An 18,351-nucleotide genomic window follows, 5' to 3' on the forward strand; every position below is an offset into this window, starting at 1 on the left:
CGATTGTGGCCCCGGTGGGCGCTCCGTAACCTCGTCTCAGCATCCGCCGCAGCAAAGGAATCCCCATGACCAACCCGCAGGACAAGGCTCCGAAGAACCCGCAGAACTCCACGCGCATCGTGGCCGGCCAGTCGGCCAAACCCAAGCGCCCCTTGGGCCTGAAAATCGGCATTGCCGCCGCAATCCTGGCCCTGGTTGGCGGTGGCGCCGCCGTCGCCTCCGCCGTCAACAGCGCCCCGGCCGCAACCCAGGAAAGCGCCCCGTCCGGCAACCCGGCAGCCGAGCTGAAGCTGGGCTACTTCGGCAACGTCACGCACGCCCCGGCCCTGGTGGGCGTCAGCAAAGGCTTTATCGCCGACGAACTGGGCAGCACCAAACTCAGCACCCAGGTTTTCAATGCCGGTCCGGCCGCCATCGAAGCCCTGAACGCGGGCGCCATCGATGCCACCTACATCGGCCCCAACCCGGCCATCAACTCGTTCGTCAAGAGCCAGGGCCAATCGGTGAGCATCATCGCCGGAGCTGCCGCCGGCGGGGCGCAGCTTGTGGTCAAGCCGGAAATCAACTCCGCCGCGGACCTCAAGGGCAAGACCCTCGCATCGCCCCAGCTGGGCGGCACCCAGGACGTCGCCCTCCGAGCCTGGCTCTCAGCGCAGGGCTACAAAACGAACGTGGACGGCAGTGGCGACGTCGCCATCAACCCCACGGAGAACGCCCAGACCCTCAAGCTGTTCCAGGACGGAAAGCTCGACGGCGCGTGGCTGCCCGAGCCCTGGGCCTCCCGCCTGGTGCTGAACGCCGGCGCCAAGGTGCTGGTGGATGAAAAAGATCTGTGGGACGGCTCCCTCTCGGGCAAGCCGGGCGAGTTCCCAACCACCATCCTGATCGTCAACCAGAAGTTCGCGGCGGACCACCCGGACACCGTGAAGGCGCTGTTGAAGGGCCACGTGAAGTCGGTTGAGTGGCTGAACAATGCCTCTGCCGCCGACAAGGCCACGGTGATTAATTCCGCCCTGAAGGAAGCCGCCGGCGCGGAGCTGAAGCCGGATGTCATTGACCGGTCCCTGAAGAACATCGTCTTCACCGTGGACCCGCTTGCCGGAACCTACCAGAAGCTCCTGGCCGACGGCGTGACCGCCGGTACCACCAAGCAGGCCGACATCAACGGCATCTTCGACCTGCGGGCGCTTAACAGCGTGTCCGGCGAGAAGACCTCGGCAGCCGGGCTCGGCAAGGAATAGCTCCGCCGCATCGGTTGCTCCGCGGGTGTCGTTTGTGCCCTTACAGAGACACCTGCGGAGCAACCGTTCTAGGCCGGCGGCCTCACCACGTCCGGGACTGCCGCTCCGCCCGGCCGGGTCATTTCCTGCGTTAATCCTGTGGATTTCCAGCGCCGGGGCCGAGCACGCCGCCCCTAAGCTAAAGGAGCTGACCTGCGGCAGGCAGCAGGGACGAGGGGGATGCCGGTGCTTGGTTCCGGGAAAAGCAACGGCTCAGGACAGGACGCGCCCAGAGATTCATTCCCGCCAAGAGTCCGGCGCTCCCCCAGCGGACGCATCCCCCAGTGGGCCATTGATGAGGCTTTTGGCGCCGCGAATCCGCCATCACCCTGGCGCGGCACTGACCCTGACCCCGCTCGACTAAAAAAGCCCCGACGCGGGCCAGGACAGCGACGTCGACCCCAACGGTCGATGCAGTTCAAGACGATGCTGGGGATCGCATTGGTTACCGGTTTGTGGCTCACTCCTGCGGTCTTTGATAGAGCAGTTCTTCCTGCCGTTGCCCCTTATCTGCCCGGGGCAAAGGTGCCTCCCCCCGGGTACGAAGCTGCCCCGTCTCCCCTGGGTACGCCTCCTCCAAGCACTGGGTCAACGGCGTTCGCCTTGCAGGCATCACCCAATGCGGATCAGCGTTTCGTCGCCTACGATCCGTGCCGCCCGGTCCACTTCGTTGTGCGGCCGGACAATGCGATACCCGGTGGCGACACCCTCATTCGGGAAGCCGTGGCAGCAGCTTCCGCGGCCTCCGGCCTGCAATTCGTTGATGACGGAACCACCACCGAGGCCCCGACAGACAACAGGCCGGTTTTCCAGCCCGACCGCTACGGGAAACGGTGGGCGCCACTGTTGATCGCCTGGTCGACTCCAGCGGAAAGTCCCAGGCTTGCCGGAAACGTAGCCGGCGATGGCGGCAGCGGCTATGCACAAGTCACCGGGCAGCCGCTGGTCCTCGTTGCGGGCCAGGTGCGCCTTGACGCGCCCGATCTCGCGGGCATACTGGCCAGCCGCCCCGATGGCGCTGCCCAGGTCCGCGCAGTCATCATGCATGAACTTGGCCATGTGCTGGGCCTGGGCCATGTGAACGATCCAGGCCAACTAATGCACGCGGAAAACATGGGTCTGGTGGATTACGCAGCTGGTGACCGCGCCGGCCTCGCCCTCCTGGGAACGGGTCCGTGCGCCCCGCAGCTGTGAGGACCGGGCGCCCAATATCCGCAGTCCTGGGCCAGGGATGGATTCCTGCCCGTGCTGGCACCCCGTCCGCAACCGGGACGCCGAGCATGAGTGGATGAGGGGCCTGTTCAAGGAGGCCGCCGGCATCGTGGCGGCTGGTTAGCTGCCAGGTCCCAGGTGAATGGTGACAACAGTCCCGGACTCGGGGGCCGGACCGAGGTCAATCCGTCCGCCGGCCGCGGCGGCAATCCGGGCGCAGGTTGCCAGGCCCAGGCCGGATCCGGGCGGGTCCCCCTGGCGGTCAAGGCGAACCAGTGGATCGAGGACGCGTTCGCGGTCGCCCGGGGCGATGCCCTTGCCGTTGTCGATCACGCGCAGGACCGCGCCGTCTTCGCCGCGGTGGCCGCTGATGTGGATGACTGGTGGGACGCCTGGCCGGCGGTAGGCGAGAGCGTTGTGGATGAGGTTCTGCAAGAGCACCCGGGTCTGGACCGGGTCAGCGGTAAATAGCAGCTCCCCCGAGTCCACCGACGCCCCCGACTCCTCCACGGCGGTAGCCAGGTCCGCGACGACATCCCCCACCAGGTCCGCCAGGGAAACCGTGGCGGGCTGCAGGTCTCCGCCGATGGTGGCGAAAGCCAGGACGTCCTCGACCATCGCCAGCATGCGCCGCCCGGTCCGTCCCACAATGCCCAGGTACTCCGGAAGCCGGGCGTCGTCGCCTGCCTCTGCGTCCATTTCGCCCAGTTCCACGAATCCGAGGATCGAGCTCAGCGGGTTGCGGAGGTCGTGGCTGATCCTGCCGGCAAACTCCGCCAGGAGGGTGTTGCTCCGCTCGGCTTCGGCCAGCGCATCAGCCAGCCGGCGTGCGCGGTGTTCGAGCTGCAGGACGTCGACAATTTGGGCGGCGAGGATTTCAAGGCCGCGGAGTTGTTCGCCGCTGAGCCGGCCGGTTTCCCGGGCGCCGGCACACAAGGTGCCCAGGACAAACCCGTCGTCGGTCACCAGCGGAATGGAGGCGTAGAACCTGACACTGCTCCGTCGGCCGTCAACATAGGGATTGTCGCGGTACCGGGGATCCAGGGACGCATCCTCGAGGACGGTGGGTTCACCACTAAGGAACCCCACCGCGCACATCGAGTCTTCCCTGGTGCACAGATACGGCTCCATGCCCGCGGTGGCTGCCTGGTATTGGAGGTCTTCGGTAATGATGTTGATGGCCGTCACGGGCTGGCCACAAACCGTGCGGGCCAGTTCGACAAGATTCTGCAACCGTTCCGACGCAGCCGGGACTTCGACATATCCGTCCGGACCAGGAATTGGCAGTCCCGTTCCGGCAAGGACTGCGTCGCGGACCATCTCGTTCACCGTCATGGCCTGCGCACCTTCTCATCAGGGCACTGGAAGCACCGGCCATCCGCACACGCGGTGGCCAAGCCATTCATGCCGGGATCGTCCACCGGTCCAGCATCGCATACAGGCGCCCCCGCGCGGGGAGAACACAGGAGGGCCTGCTCGAAACCATGAGCCGGCCCTCCTTGCCTCCCCCGGCACGGCGGCGCCAGGGGGTGCCGTACCAATCAGCCCGGGACGTTCCGGGGATCGTTGCCGTAGCTGTACTTCTCCCCGACCTGGCCATCCTGGTTCTTGACGACGTGCTCCACCCTGTCCGCTTTCGCGGCGTCGCGGCCGGCGGCTGCTGCCTCTTCCTTGGTGCTGTAGCCGGCGCCAAAAGCTCGCGCAGCGCCTTCACGCTTGTTCTTCCACTGGCCGTCTTCGTAGTACGTCTCGATGTCACCCTGAGCCATTGCACACTCCCTCTGCCGTTCGGTTCCAAGACACCTGCTGCGCAAGCGCGGATAGCGAAAAGCCCCGCAGCACAAGTTGTAGAGCGGGGCATTCCTGGCAACCACTCCGCCTGTTGGGGGGCCGGCGGAGAAGCTGACACCAACCTAATAGAAAGCATGCTTACGTTTCAAGCCGGCTGGTAATCCAAGTCCTTTGGCTCCGTGGAGAACCGTCTCCGCAACCTCGTCCTACCCCTCCACTGCGTTCAGCTCAGCCCGTGTCGGCGGATTGGCACCAGGGCGCGACACCGTAACGGCCGCCGCACGGGCAGCATGCGCCAGGAGTTCGGCCAGCCCTTCGGCGGGCAGGTTGCGCAGGTCCTCGCGGTTCTGGGCGCCGTCCAGTTCCCGGTCAACCAGGCCGGAGAGGAGCGCGGCCATGAACGAGTCGCCGGCGCCCACGGTGTCCGCCACCTGCACCTTAGGTGCGGGAATTGACGCTTCACCCGCACGGCAGACGCCCCAAGGGCCGTCCGCGCCGCGTGTCACCACCACCAGCGCGGGGCCCTCCTCCCCGCCAAGCGCCAGCCATTTCCGTGCCGAATCCAGCACGTCCTGGCCCGGGTAGAGCCAGGCGAGGTCCTCGTCGGAGGCTTTCACCACGTCCGAGAGTGCCACGAACTTCTCCGCCTGCCGGCGCGCGTAGTCCACATCGGCGATGATGCTGGGGCGGCAGTTCGGATCGAAGCTGATGGTGGCGGACGGGTGGGCATGCTCGACGGCGGCCAGCACCTCGGCGGCGCCCGGCGCCAGCATGGTGGCGATGGAGCCGGTGTGCAGCAGCGTGGTGCCCTGCAGCATGAAGCCGAGCCGGCCTGCGAGGCCGGGCAGCTCCCAGGCGAGGTCGAAGGTGTAGGTGGCGGCGCCGTCGTCGTCAATCAACGCGGTGGCAACGCTGGTAAGCAACTCATCCGGAGGCAGCGGCAGCATCACGGAACTGGCGCGGAGGTGCGCGGCCACAGAGTCGCCGTAGGCGTCCCGGCCATAGCGGCCGATGAACTGCACCGGATGGTCCAGCCGGGCCAGGCCGACCGCGACGTTGAGGGGGCTGCCGCCGACGTGCGCCTCGATTCCCGAGGCACGCTGGACGACGTCGACAAGGCCTTCGCCAATAACTGTGAGCATGGTCATACTCTGCCAGAAAGCGGCGTGGTCAGCAGTTCGTGTCAGCGCAGCAATTGCGCTACCAGTTCGCGGCACGTCGCATACGCCGGGGACACGGGATTGATCAGGTCGAAGTGGTCGCCGGGCACCATGACAAGGCGCGCAGGGACTCCCCCGGCCCCGCTTGCGTCCACGTACAGCGCAGACATGGCCACCGGCACGTCCTCATCCGCCTCCGCATGCACCGCAAAGACCGGAACGTCCAGCGGCAGCGCGGCCATGGGGTCGGCGCTGCGGTGCCGGCCGGGAAATTCCGACGACGGTCCGCCGAGGAGGTTGGCCACCGCACCGTTGCTGAGGTTGAGGCGTTCGGCCTCGGCCAGGTTCAGGACGCCCGATTGGCTGACCACCCCGGCGAGGCGGACACCGCCGGCGTCCGGTCGCTCCGCGTCCGGCCCCACCGCGGCCCGACGCCCCTTCCCCGCAGCCCAGACGGCCAGGTGGCCGCCGGCGGAATGGCCCAAGGCCACCACTTTGCCGAGGTCAAGCGCGTGCGGCTCGACCAATTCGCCGAGCTTGTCGATGCCGGCCAGGACATCCTGGAACGTGCCGGGCCAGCCGCCGCCGTTGCCGGCGCGGCGGTACTCCAGGTTCCAGGCGGCCATCCCATGTTCGGCGAGATCCATGGCAAGGGGCTCCCCGAGCTCCGCCCCATACGTTGAGCGCCAGTAGCCGCCATGGATCACCACCACTACCCCCCGGCGCTGCCCGGCCGCGGGAAGATCTGGCAGGAAAAGCTCGCCCCATTGGCTGGGGTCCGCACCGTAGGAGTACTTCAGCCGCTGCACCATGTGCCAGAGACTACAGTGACTGGGCGTGGGCGGAAGCCGCGCCGGCGATCGGCCCGAACGAACCGGCATAAGCGAAAGTTCCCTCTTGTTTAATTCTTCTATTTGCTGGACTTGGCTTCCGACCTGCGCTTATGCTTGATGTTGCTTGAAAGAGCAATCTCTGGGGGGAGGCGTTCCGAGTGAAGTCACATATTGAGCCTTGGGCTTTCCTCCGCCCCCTCCTGCTTGCCCTCGCCGCTACCGCCGCCTGGGTAGCATTGTCCGCCGGCGGCGCCGCTGCCGATACCGGAGCGGACGACTCGGACTCCCGACATTCCCTGCTCGGATCGGTCGGATCATCCCTTCGCTCGGCCACCACCAACGTCGCACATCAAGCCAAGGGTGCCTTGGAACCGGTGGAAGCCAGCATCAAGGGCGGTCCGGATAATGCGCCTGTCTCGAGCGTTCCGGCACTGATCCCCACGCCATCCCTGGGCCCGGCAGTGAAAGATGTCACCGGCCTTGCTGACCAGGTGGTGCAGGCCGTCCCCGTGGTCAACCGGGTAGTGCCGGCCGGAACGGTGGGCACGGTGGTGGACCCGGTTGTCACCACGGTCGATACCGTGGTGAACCGTACAGTGATAACCGTGGCCCCAGTTGCCGGCGCCGTCCTTGAGCCGTTTGACCCCGTTGTGGAACCGTTCATCGACGCAGTTCCGCTCCCCGGCGTGAACCCGGCCGACTCCGGCCCGGTTCCCCCCGTGGTCACCGACGCCATCGACATTCTTACCCCTGATCCGGCGCCGACCACCGCCCCTTCCGTGACCGGCCTTCCGCAGGCAGGCCAAGAAGCGGATGCGTCTGCGGTTGCAAACGCCGGCGCCGCCTTCACCGCGCCGGGTCGAGCCGCGATAAGTCACAGGGACGCCCTGCCCTTAATCGGCCAGGCCTGTGACACCCGAATGAAGTCAGTGGCAGACACCCCGGCACTTGCCGAAGCCGGCCCGGACCACGCACCAATCCACGAACCTTCGGATGCCCTCCCGGGCATGCCGGGTGCCACCACCGGCGGAAGCAGCTCCTCCGGCTTCAACGGCCCGGCCGTCCCCGCGTGGCTCAACGCCCACCATTTCTACATTCCCGCGGGGGGTACAGCCGCCATCGAAGGCCGCCTGCTTGCGGCCCCCGCACCGGTGCCTTTCGACCCCGGATCTTCTCCTGATTAGTTGAGGCCCCTCCGCGCATTCACATGCGGAATCTGAGCCAATTCCGGGCTAAGCAGTATGCCCACACCAACTTTTCAGGAGAACTCAAAATGATGCATCGCAACATTCGCAGGTGCCTGCTCGGCACCGCATTCGCCGGTGGACTGCTGGCCTTCGGGGGTGTCGCCGCCAACGCAGCAGACACCACGACCTCGGGAAATGACGGGCTTCTTTCAGGGACCCAGGTGATGGCCCCCGTAACGATTCCCATCAACGTTGGAAGCACTTCGTTTGGCCTGCTGGGCGACTCGGCAGCGAGCACACAGAATGCCGGAACACCGGCAGCACCGGCTCCGGCACCGGCCGCATCCACAGGCGGCGGCGACGGCATCGCATCCGGAACCCAAGTGGTGGCGCCCGTAACCGCGCCGATCAACCTCGGGGCAACCTCCGTGGGCCTCGTCGGGGATTCAGCCGCAAGCACGCAAAACACAGCCACTTCGGGCACGGCACCAGCAGCCCCCGCGCCCGCTGCGACCACCACCGGCGCTGACGGCATCGCATCCGGAACCCAGGTGGTCGCCCCGATCAGCGTTCCCATTACCGTGGGGGCAACGTCGGTGGGCGGTGTTGACGACTCGGCAGCGAGCACGCAGAATGCCGGAACACCGGCAGCACCGGCTCCGGCACCGGCCGCATCCACAGGCGGCGGCGACGGCATCGCTTCCGGAACCCAGGTAGTGGCGCCTGTAACTGCGCCGATCAACCTCGGAGCCACGTCTGTGGGTCTCGTCGGGGATTCAGCTGCCGGCGCTGAAGGCGCCGGCACCACGGGCACCACGACGGCACCCGCTGGGTCCATCACCACCGGCGGAACTGACGGGCTCCTCTCCGGAACCCAAGTAGTGGCCCCGATCACCCTTCCGATCTCCCTTGGTGCCACCTCTGTGGGCGTGGTTGGTGATTCGACAGCCACAGTAGTGAACCCTCCGGTTGTCACGCCGCCAGTTGTGACTCCTCCTGTGGTGAACCCCCCGGTAGTTACCCCGCCGATCGTCACCACCCCGACGGTCACCACTCCGTCCACCGAGGCTCCGGCGGACCAGCCGGCGGCCGGCGCCACTGACGTCCGCGCCGCAGCGGCTCCAATGCAGGCCAACTACGCTGCAGCCCCGGCGGCCCTTGCCAACACGGGAGTGAATACCGGCATGTTGCTGGTGGGCCTGCTGTTCCTGGCCTTCGGCGGTCTGCTGACGCTGGTCCTGCGTCGGAAGCAGGGCTGACCCAATCGCGCGTGCGGCGGGCTGCACCAGGCAGCCCGCCGCACTTTCCCGCGCCCACAACCTAGAGCCGCCGAGCAGGCCACAGCGGAACGGCGGCCGCAGGATCGCGCACCAGGTTAGTGCAGAAGGGGTCAGGTATGCGTTGAACGGATGACGTCAGCGACGCTTTCCAAATGCACCCGCATCGCATGGGCGGCGGCATCCGGATTGTGCGCACAGACGGCGTCGATGATGGCGAGGTGCTGCGGCAAAGAAACTGCCGGCCGGCCTGGCTGCCGGGCAAGCCGGAACTGGAAGCGCACGGCCTGGCCGCGGAGCCTGTGGATGGTTGCTGCGGCAGTTTGCTGTGCACTGATGTCGATGACCCTGGCATGCAGGATCTGGTTGCACTCCGAATATGAGTCCCGGTCGCCACGTTCCACAGCGTCCTTCATCCGCCCGGCAAGCTTTTGAAGCTCGGCGGCCTCATCCGCCGTGATCCGCTCGGCGGCCTTCCGCGCGCACAAGGCCTCCAAGGCGGCGCGGACTTCGGTGATCTCAACCGCCTCTTCCACGGAAACAGCGCGTACGCGGGCGCCGCGGTTCTGGACCCGCTCCACCAAGCCTTCGACCGTCAGTTCTGCCAACGCCGCCCGTATGTTTCCCCGGCTGGCCCCATATTCAGCGGCCAGGTCCGCCTCCACCAGGCGCTGGTTTGGCACCAGGTCTCCGCCCACGATGGCGGACCTCAGCACATCCACCAGTTCGGCAACCGTAAGGGACCGGCCCGTGATGCCTCCGAGGGTTTCCATGCCTTGCCACCTCCGCGCTTGTCCAGGGCAATCAATATTGTCAACAACTTTGTACCAGCCTACTTGCCCCTCCAAGGGGAGACATCCACGCCCCAAAGCAGACCGTAAACATAAATGTACAAGAAATTGTTGACAATCTTGAATGTAACTTGGTTCACTTGAGGCGACGGCGTCGTTACCGAGGGCGCCCTCCCACATCACCAAAGGACAAACCATGGATGAGGGCATTCCCCTGGCGGCGGGCGCGGGCCGCGCGGACTCAGTGGCGCCGCACACCACGCCTGCGCACGTCGGACCCTCCGCGGGAGGCCAAACCCCCGTACCGTGCTGGCTCATGCGCGGCGGGACCTCGAAGGGCCCATTCTTCCGTGCCGCCGACCTGCCGGCCGACACAGCCATCCGGGACGCGGTCCTGCTGGCGGCCATGGGCTCCCCGGACCCGCGACAGATCGACGGGCTCGGCGGCGCCCACCCATTAACCAGCAAAGCCGGGATCGTCTCGATCAGTGATCGGGATGGGGTGGACCTTGAGTTCCTGTTCGCCCAGCTCCAGCCGGACAGCGGCCTGGTGGACACCACGCCCAACTGCGGGAACATGCTGGCGGCCGCGCTCCCGTTCGCCATCGAGTCAGGTCTGTTGACGCCCGACGGCGACACCACCACGGCGCGGGTCCTCACCGTGAACACCGGCTTGGTCGCCGAGATCACGGTCCGGACGCCTTTGGGACCGGCAGGACGGTACGTCGAGTACGCCGGGGACGCCCGGATCGACGGTGTTCCGGGCACGGCCGCGCCAGTGGAAATTAACTTCCTGGACACGGCGGGCTCGGTCTGCGACGCACTGCTGCCCACCGGCAACCTCCGCGACACTGTGGAAATCGCCGGGGTGGGGGCGGTGGACGTGACCTGCATCGACAATGGCCAACCGCTGGTGATCATCAACGCCGGCGACCTGGGCCGCACGGGGCGGGAGTCCGCCGTCGACCTTAATAAGGACACAGAACTGAAGGCCCGCCTTGAGGACCTGCGGCTGGCATGCGGAAAACTCATGGGCCTCGGCGACGCGACGGACAAGAACTACCCCAAAATGACCCTGGTCTCGGCGCCGGCCACGGGCGGTGCGGTCAATACCCGCAGCTTCATCCCGCACGTCTGCCATGAATCCATCGGCGTGCTCGCCGCGGTCACCGCAGCCACCGCCGCAATCCTCAAAGGGACCGTGGCGCACGACGTCGCCATCCTGCCAGAAGGGACGGACATGACGGTCGCCGTGGAGCACCCCAGCGGTGAATTCACCGTCCAGCTCGGCCTGGACGCCGAAGACCCCACCAAAGTGGTCAAATCCGCGCTGATCCGCACGGCCCGGCTTCTCATGGCAGGCACCGTCATGGTCCCCGCCCACCTCTCATTCCAGGAGCACACACTGTGATCATCGATATCCACGGCCACTACACCACCGCCCCGGCCGCCCTGGGGCAGTGGCGGGACCGGCAGGTCGCCGCACTGCAAGACCCCGCCTTGGCGCCGTCCCCGGCAGATTTGAACATTTCCGACGACGAACTCCGGGAGAGCATCGAAGCGAACCAGCTGCGGCTCATGGACGAACGCGGAATCGACCTCACCGTCTTCTCGCCCCGGGCTTCCTACATGGCACACCACGTCGGCACCTTCGAGACCTCGGCCGAGTGGGCGGCGATCTGCAACGAGCTCTGCTACCGGGTCAGCCGGCTCTTCCCGGACCGGTTCGTCCCGGCCGCGATGCTTCCCCAGTCACCCGGCGTGGATCCGGCCACATCCATCCCGGAACTCACCCGCTGCGTTGAGGAATACGGAGCGGTGGCCCTGAACCTGAACCCCGACCCTTCCGGCGGGCACTGGACCGCTCCCCCGCTGACAGACCGGTACTGGTACCCGATCTACGAAAAAATGGTCGAGTACGACATCCCCGCCATGGTGCACGTCAGCACCAGCGTCAACCCCGCCTTCCACACCACCGGCGCGCACTACCTCAACGCGGACACCACCGCCGTCATGCAGCTCATCCAAGGCGACCTGTTCGCGGATTTCCCGTCCCTGAAATTTGTCATCCCGCACGGCGGCGGTGCTGTCCCCTACCACTGGGGACGCTTCCGGGGCCTGGCCATGGCACTGGGCAAACCCGCCCTCGAAGAACACCTGCTGCGCAACGTCTTCTTCGACACCTGCGTCTACCACCAGCCAGGCATCGACCTGCTCCTGGACGTCATCCCCACCAGGAATATCCTGTTCGCCTCGGAAATGATCGGCGCCGTCCGCGACATCGACCCCTGCACCGGCCACCACTTCGACGACACCGCCCGCTACATCGACGCCGCCGGGCTGAACGAAGCAGACCTCGCCGCCATCCAGGAACACAACGCCCGCACCGTCTACCCCCGCCTCAACACCCTGCTCAAGCAGCAGGGCCGCTAGCCATCCCAGGAGCCCCAAACATGCAGGAACTCGGCGTGGTCCACACCACCATCACCCGCGCAGCCGAACAGGACGTCAAAGCCCTCTCCGCCTTCGGCGTCAGCACCATCCACGAAGCCATGGGACGGCTGGGCCTCATGCGCCCCTACCTCCGCCCCGTCTACCCCGGCGCCGCCATGTGCGGCACCGCCGTCACCGTGTTGCTCCAGCCAGGAGACAACTGGATGATGCACGTCGCCGCCGAACAGGTCCAGCCCGGGGACGTCGTGGTCGCCGCGTGCACCACCGAAAGCGAAGACGGCTTCTTCGGCGACCTCCTGGCCACCTCCCTCAAAGCCCGCGGCGCCAAAGGCCTCATCATCGACGGCGGCTGCCGCGACGTCGCCACCCTGCAGGAGATGGACTTCCCGGTCTTCAGCCGCGCCATCAACTCCAAAGGCACCCTCAAAGCCACCCTCGGATCCGTCAACATCCCCGTTATCTGCGCCAACGCCCTGGTCAACCCGGGCGACGTAGTGGTCGCGGACGTCGACGGCGTCGTCATCGTCCCGGCCCAACGCGCCGCCGACGTCGCGGAAGCGGCCCGCAAACGCGAAGACAACGAAGAAGCCAAGCGCCAGCGCTTTGCTAACGGAGAACTCGGACTCGACATCTACAACATGCGCGGACCCCTCGAAACCGCAGGCCTGCGCTATGTCCCCTGACGCACGCAGGACTGCCGCCCATTCAACTGCCCGCCAAAGGAACCCCATGGACAGCACCTTCACCAAGTCGCCCGGCTGGCTCGACTGGTACAGCAACCCGTCAACGCCCCGCTTCAAACTTCCCGCAGGAGCAGTGGACTCCCACTGCCACGTCTTCGGCCCGGGGGCGGAATTCCCGTTCGCTCCTGAACGGAAGTACACACCGTGCGACGCCGGCAAGGAGCAGCTTTTCGCCCTCCGCGACCACCTGGGCATCAGCCGCAACGTGATCGTGCAGGCCACCTGCCACGGCGCCGACAACAGCGCCATGGTGGACGCGGTGCAGGCAGCAGGAGGCCGGGCCCGCGGCGTGGCCACCGTCCGTACGGACATCAGTGACGCCGAACTGCAGCGTCTCGATGCGGCCGGCGTGCGGGGCGTGCGATTCAACTTCCTGAAGCGGCTGGTTAACGCCGCACCCCAGGAAGAACTTGCGGAAATCGCCCGCAGGATCGCCACTTTGGGCTGGCACGTCGTCATCTACTTCGAGGGACAGGACCTCGAAGGCCTCGAGGGGTTCTTCGGATCCCTGCCCACTCCGCTGGTGGTGGACCACATGGGCCGGCCGGACGTCGCGAAGCCCGCGACCGGCCCCGAGTTCGGCCGCTTCCTCCGCTTCGTGGAGAACAACGATGTTTGGGTCAAGGTAAGTTGCCCCGAAAGGCTGAGCATTTCCGGTCCGCCTGCACTGGACGGGGAACCGCAGCCATACCGTGACGTGGTGGCATTCGGCCGCACCGTCGTCGAGGAGTTTCCTGACCGGGTTCTGTGGGGAACGGACTGGCCCCACCCGAACCTCACGGACCACATGCCGGACGACGGTCTACTGGTGGACTACATCCCCCGCGTTGCCACCACCGCCGAACTGCAGCACAAGCTGCTGGTCAGCAACCCCATGAACCTTTACTGGCCCGGCGAAAAAGCCTAGCCAGCCGCCCCGAGCTTCCCCGACCTTTGCCCCAAGGATTCCAATGACGCATTCCAACGCCGCCAACCGCCTGGACCGGTTGCCCATCTCCAAGTTCCACAAGATTGCCCTGGTGGCCGTCTCGTTCGCCTACTTCTTCGAGTTCGCGGACATCAACAGCTTCGCCACCACCGTTCCCAAGCTGATCAAGCTGTGGGGCGTCACCGTCAACCAGGTGGCGTACGTGACCTCGGCATCCTTTGTCGGCATGTTCTTCGGCTCCCTCATCGCCAGCTGGATGGCCGACCGCTGGGGACGCAAGAACGCCTTGGTGATCACCACGCTCTGGTACGCGGCGTTCTCCCTCGTCGCGGCCTTCTCCTGGGACATTGTGTCCCTCGGCGTCTTCCGGGTCTTGACGTCGGCCGGGCTCTCCGCCATGACGGTGGTTGCGGTTATCTACGTCAACGAACTCTTCCCTGCGGCGAAGCGCGGCAAGTACCAGGCGTACGCGATCGTCATTGGCATCTGCGGGACGCCGGCCACCAACCTCATTGCAAGCCTGGTAGTTCCCCTGTCTGACTGGAGCTGGCGCCTCGTCTACATCTGGGGTGCGCTGGGGATCCTCTTCATCCTGTTCACCCGGCGCCTCAAGGAATCCCCGCGCTGGTACGAAAACAAGGGCGATTACGCAAAAGCCGATGCCATCCTGAATGAGATCGAAGCAACCGTCAGCGCGGAAAAGGGCGCACTTCCCGAGCCTGCTGCACCTGTGGAGACCCTCAAAGCCACCAAGGCGCCCCTGACGCTCCTGCTGCAAAAGAAGTACCTTGCGCCCACCCTCCTGCTGACCGTCCTTTGGGTCACCCAGACCATCGGCTTCTTCGGCTACTCCAGTTGGGCTCCCACCCTCCTGGCCAAGGAAGGCTTCAGCGTGGAGAACTCCATCTTCTACGTGGCGCTGACAACCGTCGGCGCGCCGCTGGGCTCATACCTCGCCGCCCTGGTCACGGACCGCTTCGAGCGGAAGTGGTGCCTGGTGGTCTTCGGCAGCGTCATCGCCGTGTGCGGACTGCTCTACGGGCTCACCTTCAACCCGGTCCTCATCGTGCTGTTCGGCTTCCTGGTCAACCTGTTCGAACGGGGCTACACGGCACTGGCCTACGCCTACTCCCCCGAACTGTTCGACACCACTGGCCGTTCCATGGGTACCGGCGTCTCCTACGGGCTGGGGCGCCTCTCCAACGCAGCCGGGCCGCTGATCATCGCGGCTCTCTACAACGGCAGCGGCTACCAGAGCGTCTTCTTCTTCATCGCCGGCGCTTGGCTGTTCGGTGCGGTGGCACTGGCCATTTTCGGCCCAGCAACGCAGAAGGCGCGGCTGTTCGCGGCAACGGGGGCAGACCCCGCAGCCGGGCCGGTGGACGGAACCGCCGCGGCCAGGACGCACGACGGCGGCATCCGCCACTAATATGCGCGACTCAGAGCCCGGTGCCGCACGGCGGCACCGGGCTCTTCCGTTAACTCCATGTCCGCATGCTCCCCAAGGAGGGTTGACACTGCGCCACTTATGTCTAATGCTTAAACGAAAGTTTGTGCAGTGGAGCACATCCGATGGGAGCAGTCAATGACCGACACCACATTCCAACCACGGCACAGCGCCGTTTCGCGCAGAAGCCTGCTTTTGGCAGGCCTGGGAACAGCCATGTCGGCACCGTTCCTGGCATCCTGCGCGGGGTTCGACACCAGCGGAGCCGCCGCGGGCCAGGGAACCGTAGGGTTCCTGTCCACCCAGTTCACCCCCGTCGAAGAAAAGCAACGGTACGAAGCGGTCCTCAAGAAGTTCGCCAAGGTGCCCATGGCCTATAACTCCGTGGACCCCGGCGTCTTCTCCTCCACGGTGAGCACGCAGGCGGCCGCCGGGAACGTGAAGACCTCCTTGCTGGGCGGCCTGCACGGTGAGCTGGCCCCTCTCGCCGACTACCTCGAGGATGTCGACGCCCTCCTGCGGGACCTGGCCGGGCGCGGGTTCACCAAGGAAATGCTTGACCTCACCAAAGTGGGCGGCTCCACCTCGCGATATGTCCCGTGGATGCAGGCCACCTACGTGGTGGCCGTAAACAAGAAGGCCTTGGAATGGCTGCCCGCGGGCGTGGACGTCAATGATCTGACCTACGAGGGCTTCCTGGCTTGGGCCAAAGCCGCCAAACAGGGTGCAGGCAGGCCGGTCTTCGGGATGCCCGCCGGACCAAAAGGCCTTCACCACCGCTTCTACCAGGGCTTCCTGCTGCCCAGCTTCACCGGCGGCCAAATCACCACGTTCCGAAATCAGGACGCCATAGCCGCCTGGGACTACATGCAGGAACTGTGGTCCGCGATGGCGCCGGCTTCCACCAACTATGACTACATGCAGGAACCCCTGGCGCGGGGCGAGGTCCTGGTGGCCTGGGACCATGTGGCACGCCTGGTCAATGCACCCGCCGCCAAGCCTGACGACTGGCTCATGGTTCCCGCGCCCCGCGGTCCCAAGGGACGCGGCTACATGCTGATCATTGCCGGGATGGCGCTGCCGAAAAACGGCAAGGACCGTGACTTGGCGGAAAAGGCCATTCGCGCCCTGACCGAGCCGGCGTCCCAGATCGAAACCCTTCGCAGCAACGCTTTCTTCCCGGTAGTCCAAACGGAGCTTCCCTCGGACTTGACCGGCGCCATTGCGCTCGAAGCTGCCGCAGTCCGCCGGCAGCAGCGGTCTGCCGGAGCCCTGCTGGCACTTCCACCGGTAGGGCTGGGCGCCAAGGAAGGGGAAGTCTCGCAGATCTTCAAGAACTGCTTCCAGCAGATCTGCCTCGAAACCAGGCCCATCCAGCAGGTCCTTGATACGCAGGCAACACAGTTGAACACCATCCTGAAGGGCCTGAATGTTCCGTGCTGGGCGCCCGATCCGATTTCGATGAAATGCGAGGTAGCGTAATGGTCGTTGAGGCACCTCCCACCCCCGCCGCAACAGTTGCTCCACCACGGCACCGCAAGATTCCGCCCGCAGTCCTGTTGATTGGCCCGTCCGTCGTCTTCATGGCACTGCTCCTGGGCTGGCCCGTTGTCCAGGGCGTCCTGCAGGCCTTCAAGGACGACCAAGGCTTCACCCTCGAGTTCGTCAACCGCATGGTGCAGGACCCCTACTTCTGGCCGGCAGTCCGCAATACGCTGCTCCTCATTGTCGTGATGATTCCCCTGCAGTTCGCCCTGGCGATCGCCATGGCCCTCATGCTGCGGAGCAATCCGCGGCTGCACAAGGTCCACTTCTTCATCTGGGCCATACCCCTCGCCCTCAGCGACCTGGCGGCCGGCTTGGTCTGGCTCGCGATCTTCAACGATCGCGGGTACCTGAACTCGGCCCTTTCCTGGTTCGGTCTTCAGGGCATCTCCTGGCTCGCCTACGACAACCAGACCAGCATGTTCATCTGCGTGCTCATCGCCGAACTTTGGCGCGCAACCTCCCTGGTGCTGATCATCGTGGTGGCGGGCCTGCAGGGCATCCCCAAGGACTACGACGAGGCCGCCCAGGTCTTCGGCGCCACGTTCTGGCAGCGCCTGCGCCACGTAACCTTGCCGCTGCTGAAGCCTAGCCTCCAGGTTGCACTGATCCTGCGGACCATCCTCGCCTTCCAGACCTTCGCCGTAGCGCAGGCCCTGACGGGCCAGAACTTCCCCTTGGTAGTGGGGGAAACGTACCGCTGGTACACCGGGCTGCAGAACCCCAACGTGGCTGCCGCACTGGCGCTGGTCATCCTCGTTGTCTCGATGGTCACGTCGATCTTCTACCTGCGGGCTCTCCGCGACAAGAACCAGGGAGGGCTCCGATGAGCACCAAAGTGGACACCACACCGATCGCCAGGCAGAAGCGGAACCGGTTCCTGCTGCAGGCAGCATGCATCGCCGTCTCGCTGTTCATGCTGATCCCCATCTACCTGATTTCCCTTGCAGCGCTTTCGTCCAGGGCCTCGCTCAACGAGTTCCCGCTCTCGCTCCTGCCCACCAACCTCTCCGTGGAAACACTCACCGGATTCCTTGGGGCGACCGGCATTTTCGGAGCGCTGGGCAACTCGCTGATCGTTGGGGCCGGGACGCTGATCCTGGCGGCGCTGATCGGCGTGCCCGCGGGGTATGCGCTGGCCCGCTTCAGCTTCCGCGGCAAAGACCCTTACCAACTCTTCCTGCTGTTCACCCGCGCCCTGCCGATCGTGGTGCTGTCCGTCCCCCTGGCCAGGCTTTTCCTCACCGTGGATATCTACGACACGACCTATGCGGTGATCCTCCTGCACACCGCCCTGGCCCTGCCTACCACCATCCTGATCTCGGCCAGCGTCTTTCTCAGCGTCCCCATCGATGTTGAAGAAGCGGCTCGCCTCTTTGGCTGTTCACCGCTCGGAGCATTCGGCAGGGTGGTGCTGCCCATGGCCCTGCCGGGCCTCGCCGCGGCGTCGATCTTTACCTTCGTCATGTCCTGGAACGAAGTGCTGGGCGCCTCCATCCTCACCCTGGACCACCGCACCCTCCCCGCCCAGGTCCTCAGCTCACTGTCCGACTCCCCACTGGCGTACCGGTTTGCGGGCGGTTTTGCCCTGGTCATCCCGTCCATCATCTTCATCGCGCTGATGCGCCGCTACCTCACCAACATGTGGGGCTCCACCATCCGTTAGGCCCGCGCCGGCCGACCACCACTTTCCCCGAAGGAGC

At 65.8% G+C, this 18,351-nt stretch carries 17 protein-coding genes; 12 read left to right on the forward strand and 5 right to left on the reverse strand.

The window, feature by feature from the left end; genetic code table 11:
* Positions 1–65: 65 nt before the first annotated feature.
* Together QRN53_RS07125 and QRN53_RS07130 are read left to right on the forward strand one after the other, a co-directional pair.
* Positions 66–1,241: an ABC transporter substrate-binding protein gene (locus QRN53_RS07125; protein ID WP_285243318.1), complete on the forward strand. Its 1,176-nt coding sequence runs from the start codon at positions 66–68 to the stop codon at positions 1,239–1,241.
* A 642-nt stretch (positions 1,242–1,883) separates the two neighbouring features.
* The gene (locus QRN53_RS07130; protein ID WP_285243319.1) at positions 1,884–2,474 is read left to right on the forward strand and encodes a matrixin family metalloprotease; all 591 of its coding nucleotides are present in this window, start codon (positions 1,884–1,886) and stop codon (positions 2,472–2,474) included.
* Positions 2,475–2,612: 138 nt separating this feature from the next.
* Here QRN53_RS07130 and QRN53_RS07135 read toward each other — a convergent pair whose 3' ends face one another.
* The 4 genes from QRN53_RS07135 to QRN53_RS07150 all read right to left on the reverse strand — a co-directional run bounded on the left by QRN53_RS07135 (position 2,613) and on the right by QRN53_RS07150 (position 6,255).
* Positions 2,613–3,827, reverse strand: a complete 1,215-nt coding sequence (locus QRN53_RS07135) for a sensor histidine kinase (protein ID WP_285243320.1) — start codon at positions 3,825–3,827, stop codon at positions 2,613–2,615.
* 206 nt (positions 3,828–4,033) lie between these two features.
* Positions 4,034–4,261 (reverse strand): DUF2188 domain-containing protein, encoded by a 228-nt coding sequence (locus tag QRN53_RS07140; protein ID WP_285243321.1) that lies wholly within the window; start codon positions 4,259–4,261, stop codon positions 4,034–4,036.
* Between the two features lie 228 nt (positions 4,262–4,489).
* Positions 4,490–5,431 carry a carbohydrate kinase family protein gene (locus QRN53_RS07145; protein ID WP_285243322.1) on the reverse strand — a complete coding sequence of 314 codons (942 nt, stop codon included), beginning with the start codon at positions 5,429–5,431 and terminating at the stop codon, positions 4,490–4,492.
* A 35-nt stretch (positions 5,432–5,466) separates the two neighbouring features.
* Positions 5,467–6,255, reverse strand: a complete 789-nt coding sequence (locus QRN53_RS07150) for an alpha/beta hydrolase (RefSeq protein WP_285243323.1) — start codon at positions 6,253–6,255, stop codon at positions 5,467–5,469.
* 179 nt (positions 6,256–6,434) lie between these two features.
* On the opposite strand from QRN53_RS07150, the gene QRN53_RS07155 reads away from it, so the two are divergent.
* A complete protein-coding gene (locus tag QRN53_RS07155; RefSeq protein ID WP_285243324.1) occupies positions 6,435–7,460 on the forward strand; it encodes a hypothetical protein in 1,026 nt (341 codons plus the stop codon).
* A gap of 89 nt (positions 7,461–7,549) precedes the next feature.
* Positions 7,550–8,722: a chaplin family protein gene (locus tag QRN53_RS07160; RefSeq protein WP_285243325.1), complete on the forward strand. Its 1,173-nt coding sequence runs from the start codon at positions 7,550–7,552 to the stop codon at positions 8,720–8,722.
* A gap of 131 nt (positions 8,723–8,853) precedes the next feature.
* On the opposite strand, the gene QRN53_RS07165 is transcribed toward QRN53_RS07160, so the two are convergent.
* Positions 8,854–9,513 carry a GntR family transcriptional regulator gene (locus tag QRN53_RS07165; RefSeq protein WP_285243326.1) on the reverse strand — a complete coding sequence of 220 codons (660 nt, stop codon included), beginning with the start codon at positions 9,511–9,513 and terminating at the stop codon, positions 8,854–8,856.
* Between the two features lie 214 nt (positions 9,514–9,727).
* Between QRN53_RS07165 and QRN53_RS07170 the strand changes: the two genes are divergently transcribed.
* The 8 genes from QRN53_RS07170 to QRN53_RS07205 all read left to right on the forward strand — a co-directional run bounded on the left by QRN53_RS07170 (position 9,728) and on the right by QRN53_RS07205 (position 18,314).
* Complete coding sequence (locus QRN53_RS07170) at positions 9,728–10,942, forward strand: 4-oxalomesaconate tautomerase (RefSeq protein WP_285243327.1); 1,215 nt, start codon at positions 9,728–9,730, stop codon at positions 10,940–10,942.
* On the forward strand, positions 10,939–11,964 hold the full coding sequence (locus tag QRN53_RS07175) for an amidohydrolase family protein (protein ID WP_285243328.1): 1,026 nt from the start codon (positions 10,939–10,941) through the stop codon (positions 11,962–11,964). The genes QRN53_RS07170 and QRN53_RS07175 overlap by 4 nt, the downstream gene beginning before the upstream one ends.
* Before the next feature lie 20 nt (positions 11,965–11,984).
* Entirely contained in the window at positions 11,985–12,668 is a 684-nt protein-coding gene (gene ligK, locus QRN53_RS07180) for a 4-carboxy-4-hydroxy-2-oxoadipate aldolase/oxaloacetate decarboxylase (protein WP_285243329.1), read from the forward strand.
* A 46-nt stretch (positions 12,669–12,714) separates the two neighbouring features.
* Positions 12,715–13,635, forward strand: a complete 921-nt coding sequence (locus QRN53_RS07185) for an amidohydrolase family protein (RefSeq protein WP_285243330.1) — start codon at positions 12,715–12,717, stop codon at positions 13,633–13,635.
* Between the two features lie 43 nt (positions 13,636–13,678).
* Positions 13,679–15,085: an MFS transporter gene (locus QRN53_RS07190; protein ID WP_285243331.1), complete on the forward strand. Its 1,407-nt coding sequence runs from the start codon at positions 13,679–13,681 to the stop codon at positions 15,083–15,085.
* A gap of 156 nt (positions 15,086–15,241) precedes the next feature.
* The gene (locus QRN53_RS07195; protein ID WP_285243332.1) at positions 15,242–16,585 is read left to right on the forward strand and encodes an ABC transporter substrate-binding protein; all 1,344 of its coding nucleotides are present in this window, start codon (positions 15,242–15,244) and stop codon (positions 16,583–16,585) included.
* Positions 16,585–17,478: a carbohydrate ABC transporter permease gene (locus QRN53_RS07200; protein WP_285243333.1), complete on the forward strand. Its 894-nt coding sequence runs from the start codon at positions 16,585–16,587 to the stop codon at positions 17,476–17,478. Before QRN53_RS07195 ends, QRN53_RS07200 begins: the two co-directional genes overlap by 1 nt.
* On the forward strand, positions 17,475–18,314 hold the full coding sequence (locus QRN53_RS07205; protein WP_285243334.1) for a carbohydrate ABC transporter permease: 840 nt from the start codon (positions 17,475–17,477) through the stop codon (positions 18,312–18,314). The genes QRN53_RS07200 and QRN53_RS07205 overlap by 4 nt, the downstream gene beginning before the upstream one ends.
* Positions 18,315–18,351 lie beyond the last annotated feature (37 nt).

This window comes from Pseudarthrobacter sp. fls2-241-R2A-127 (assembly GCF_030209355.1).
Taxonomy (GTDB): Bacteria; Actinomycetota; Actinomycetes; order Actinomycetales; family Micrococcaceae; genus Arthrobacter.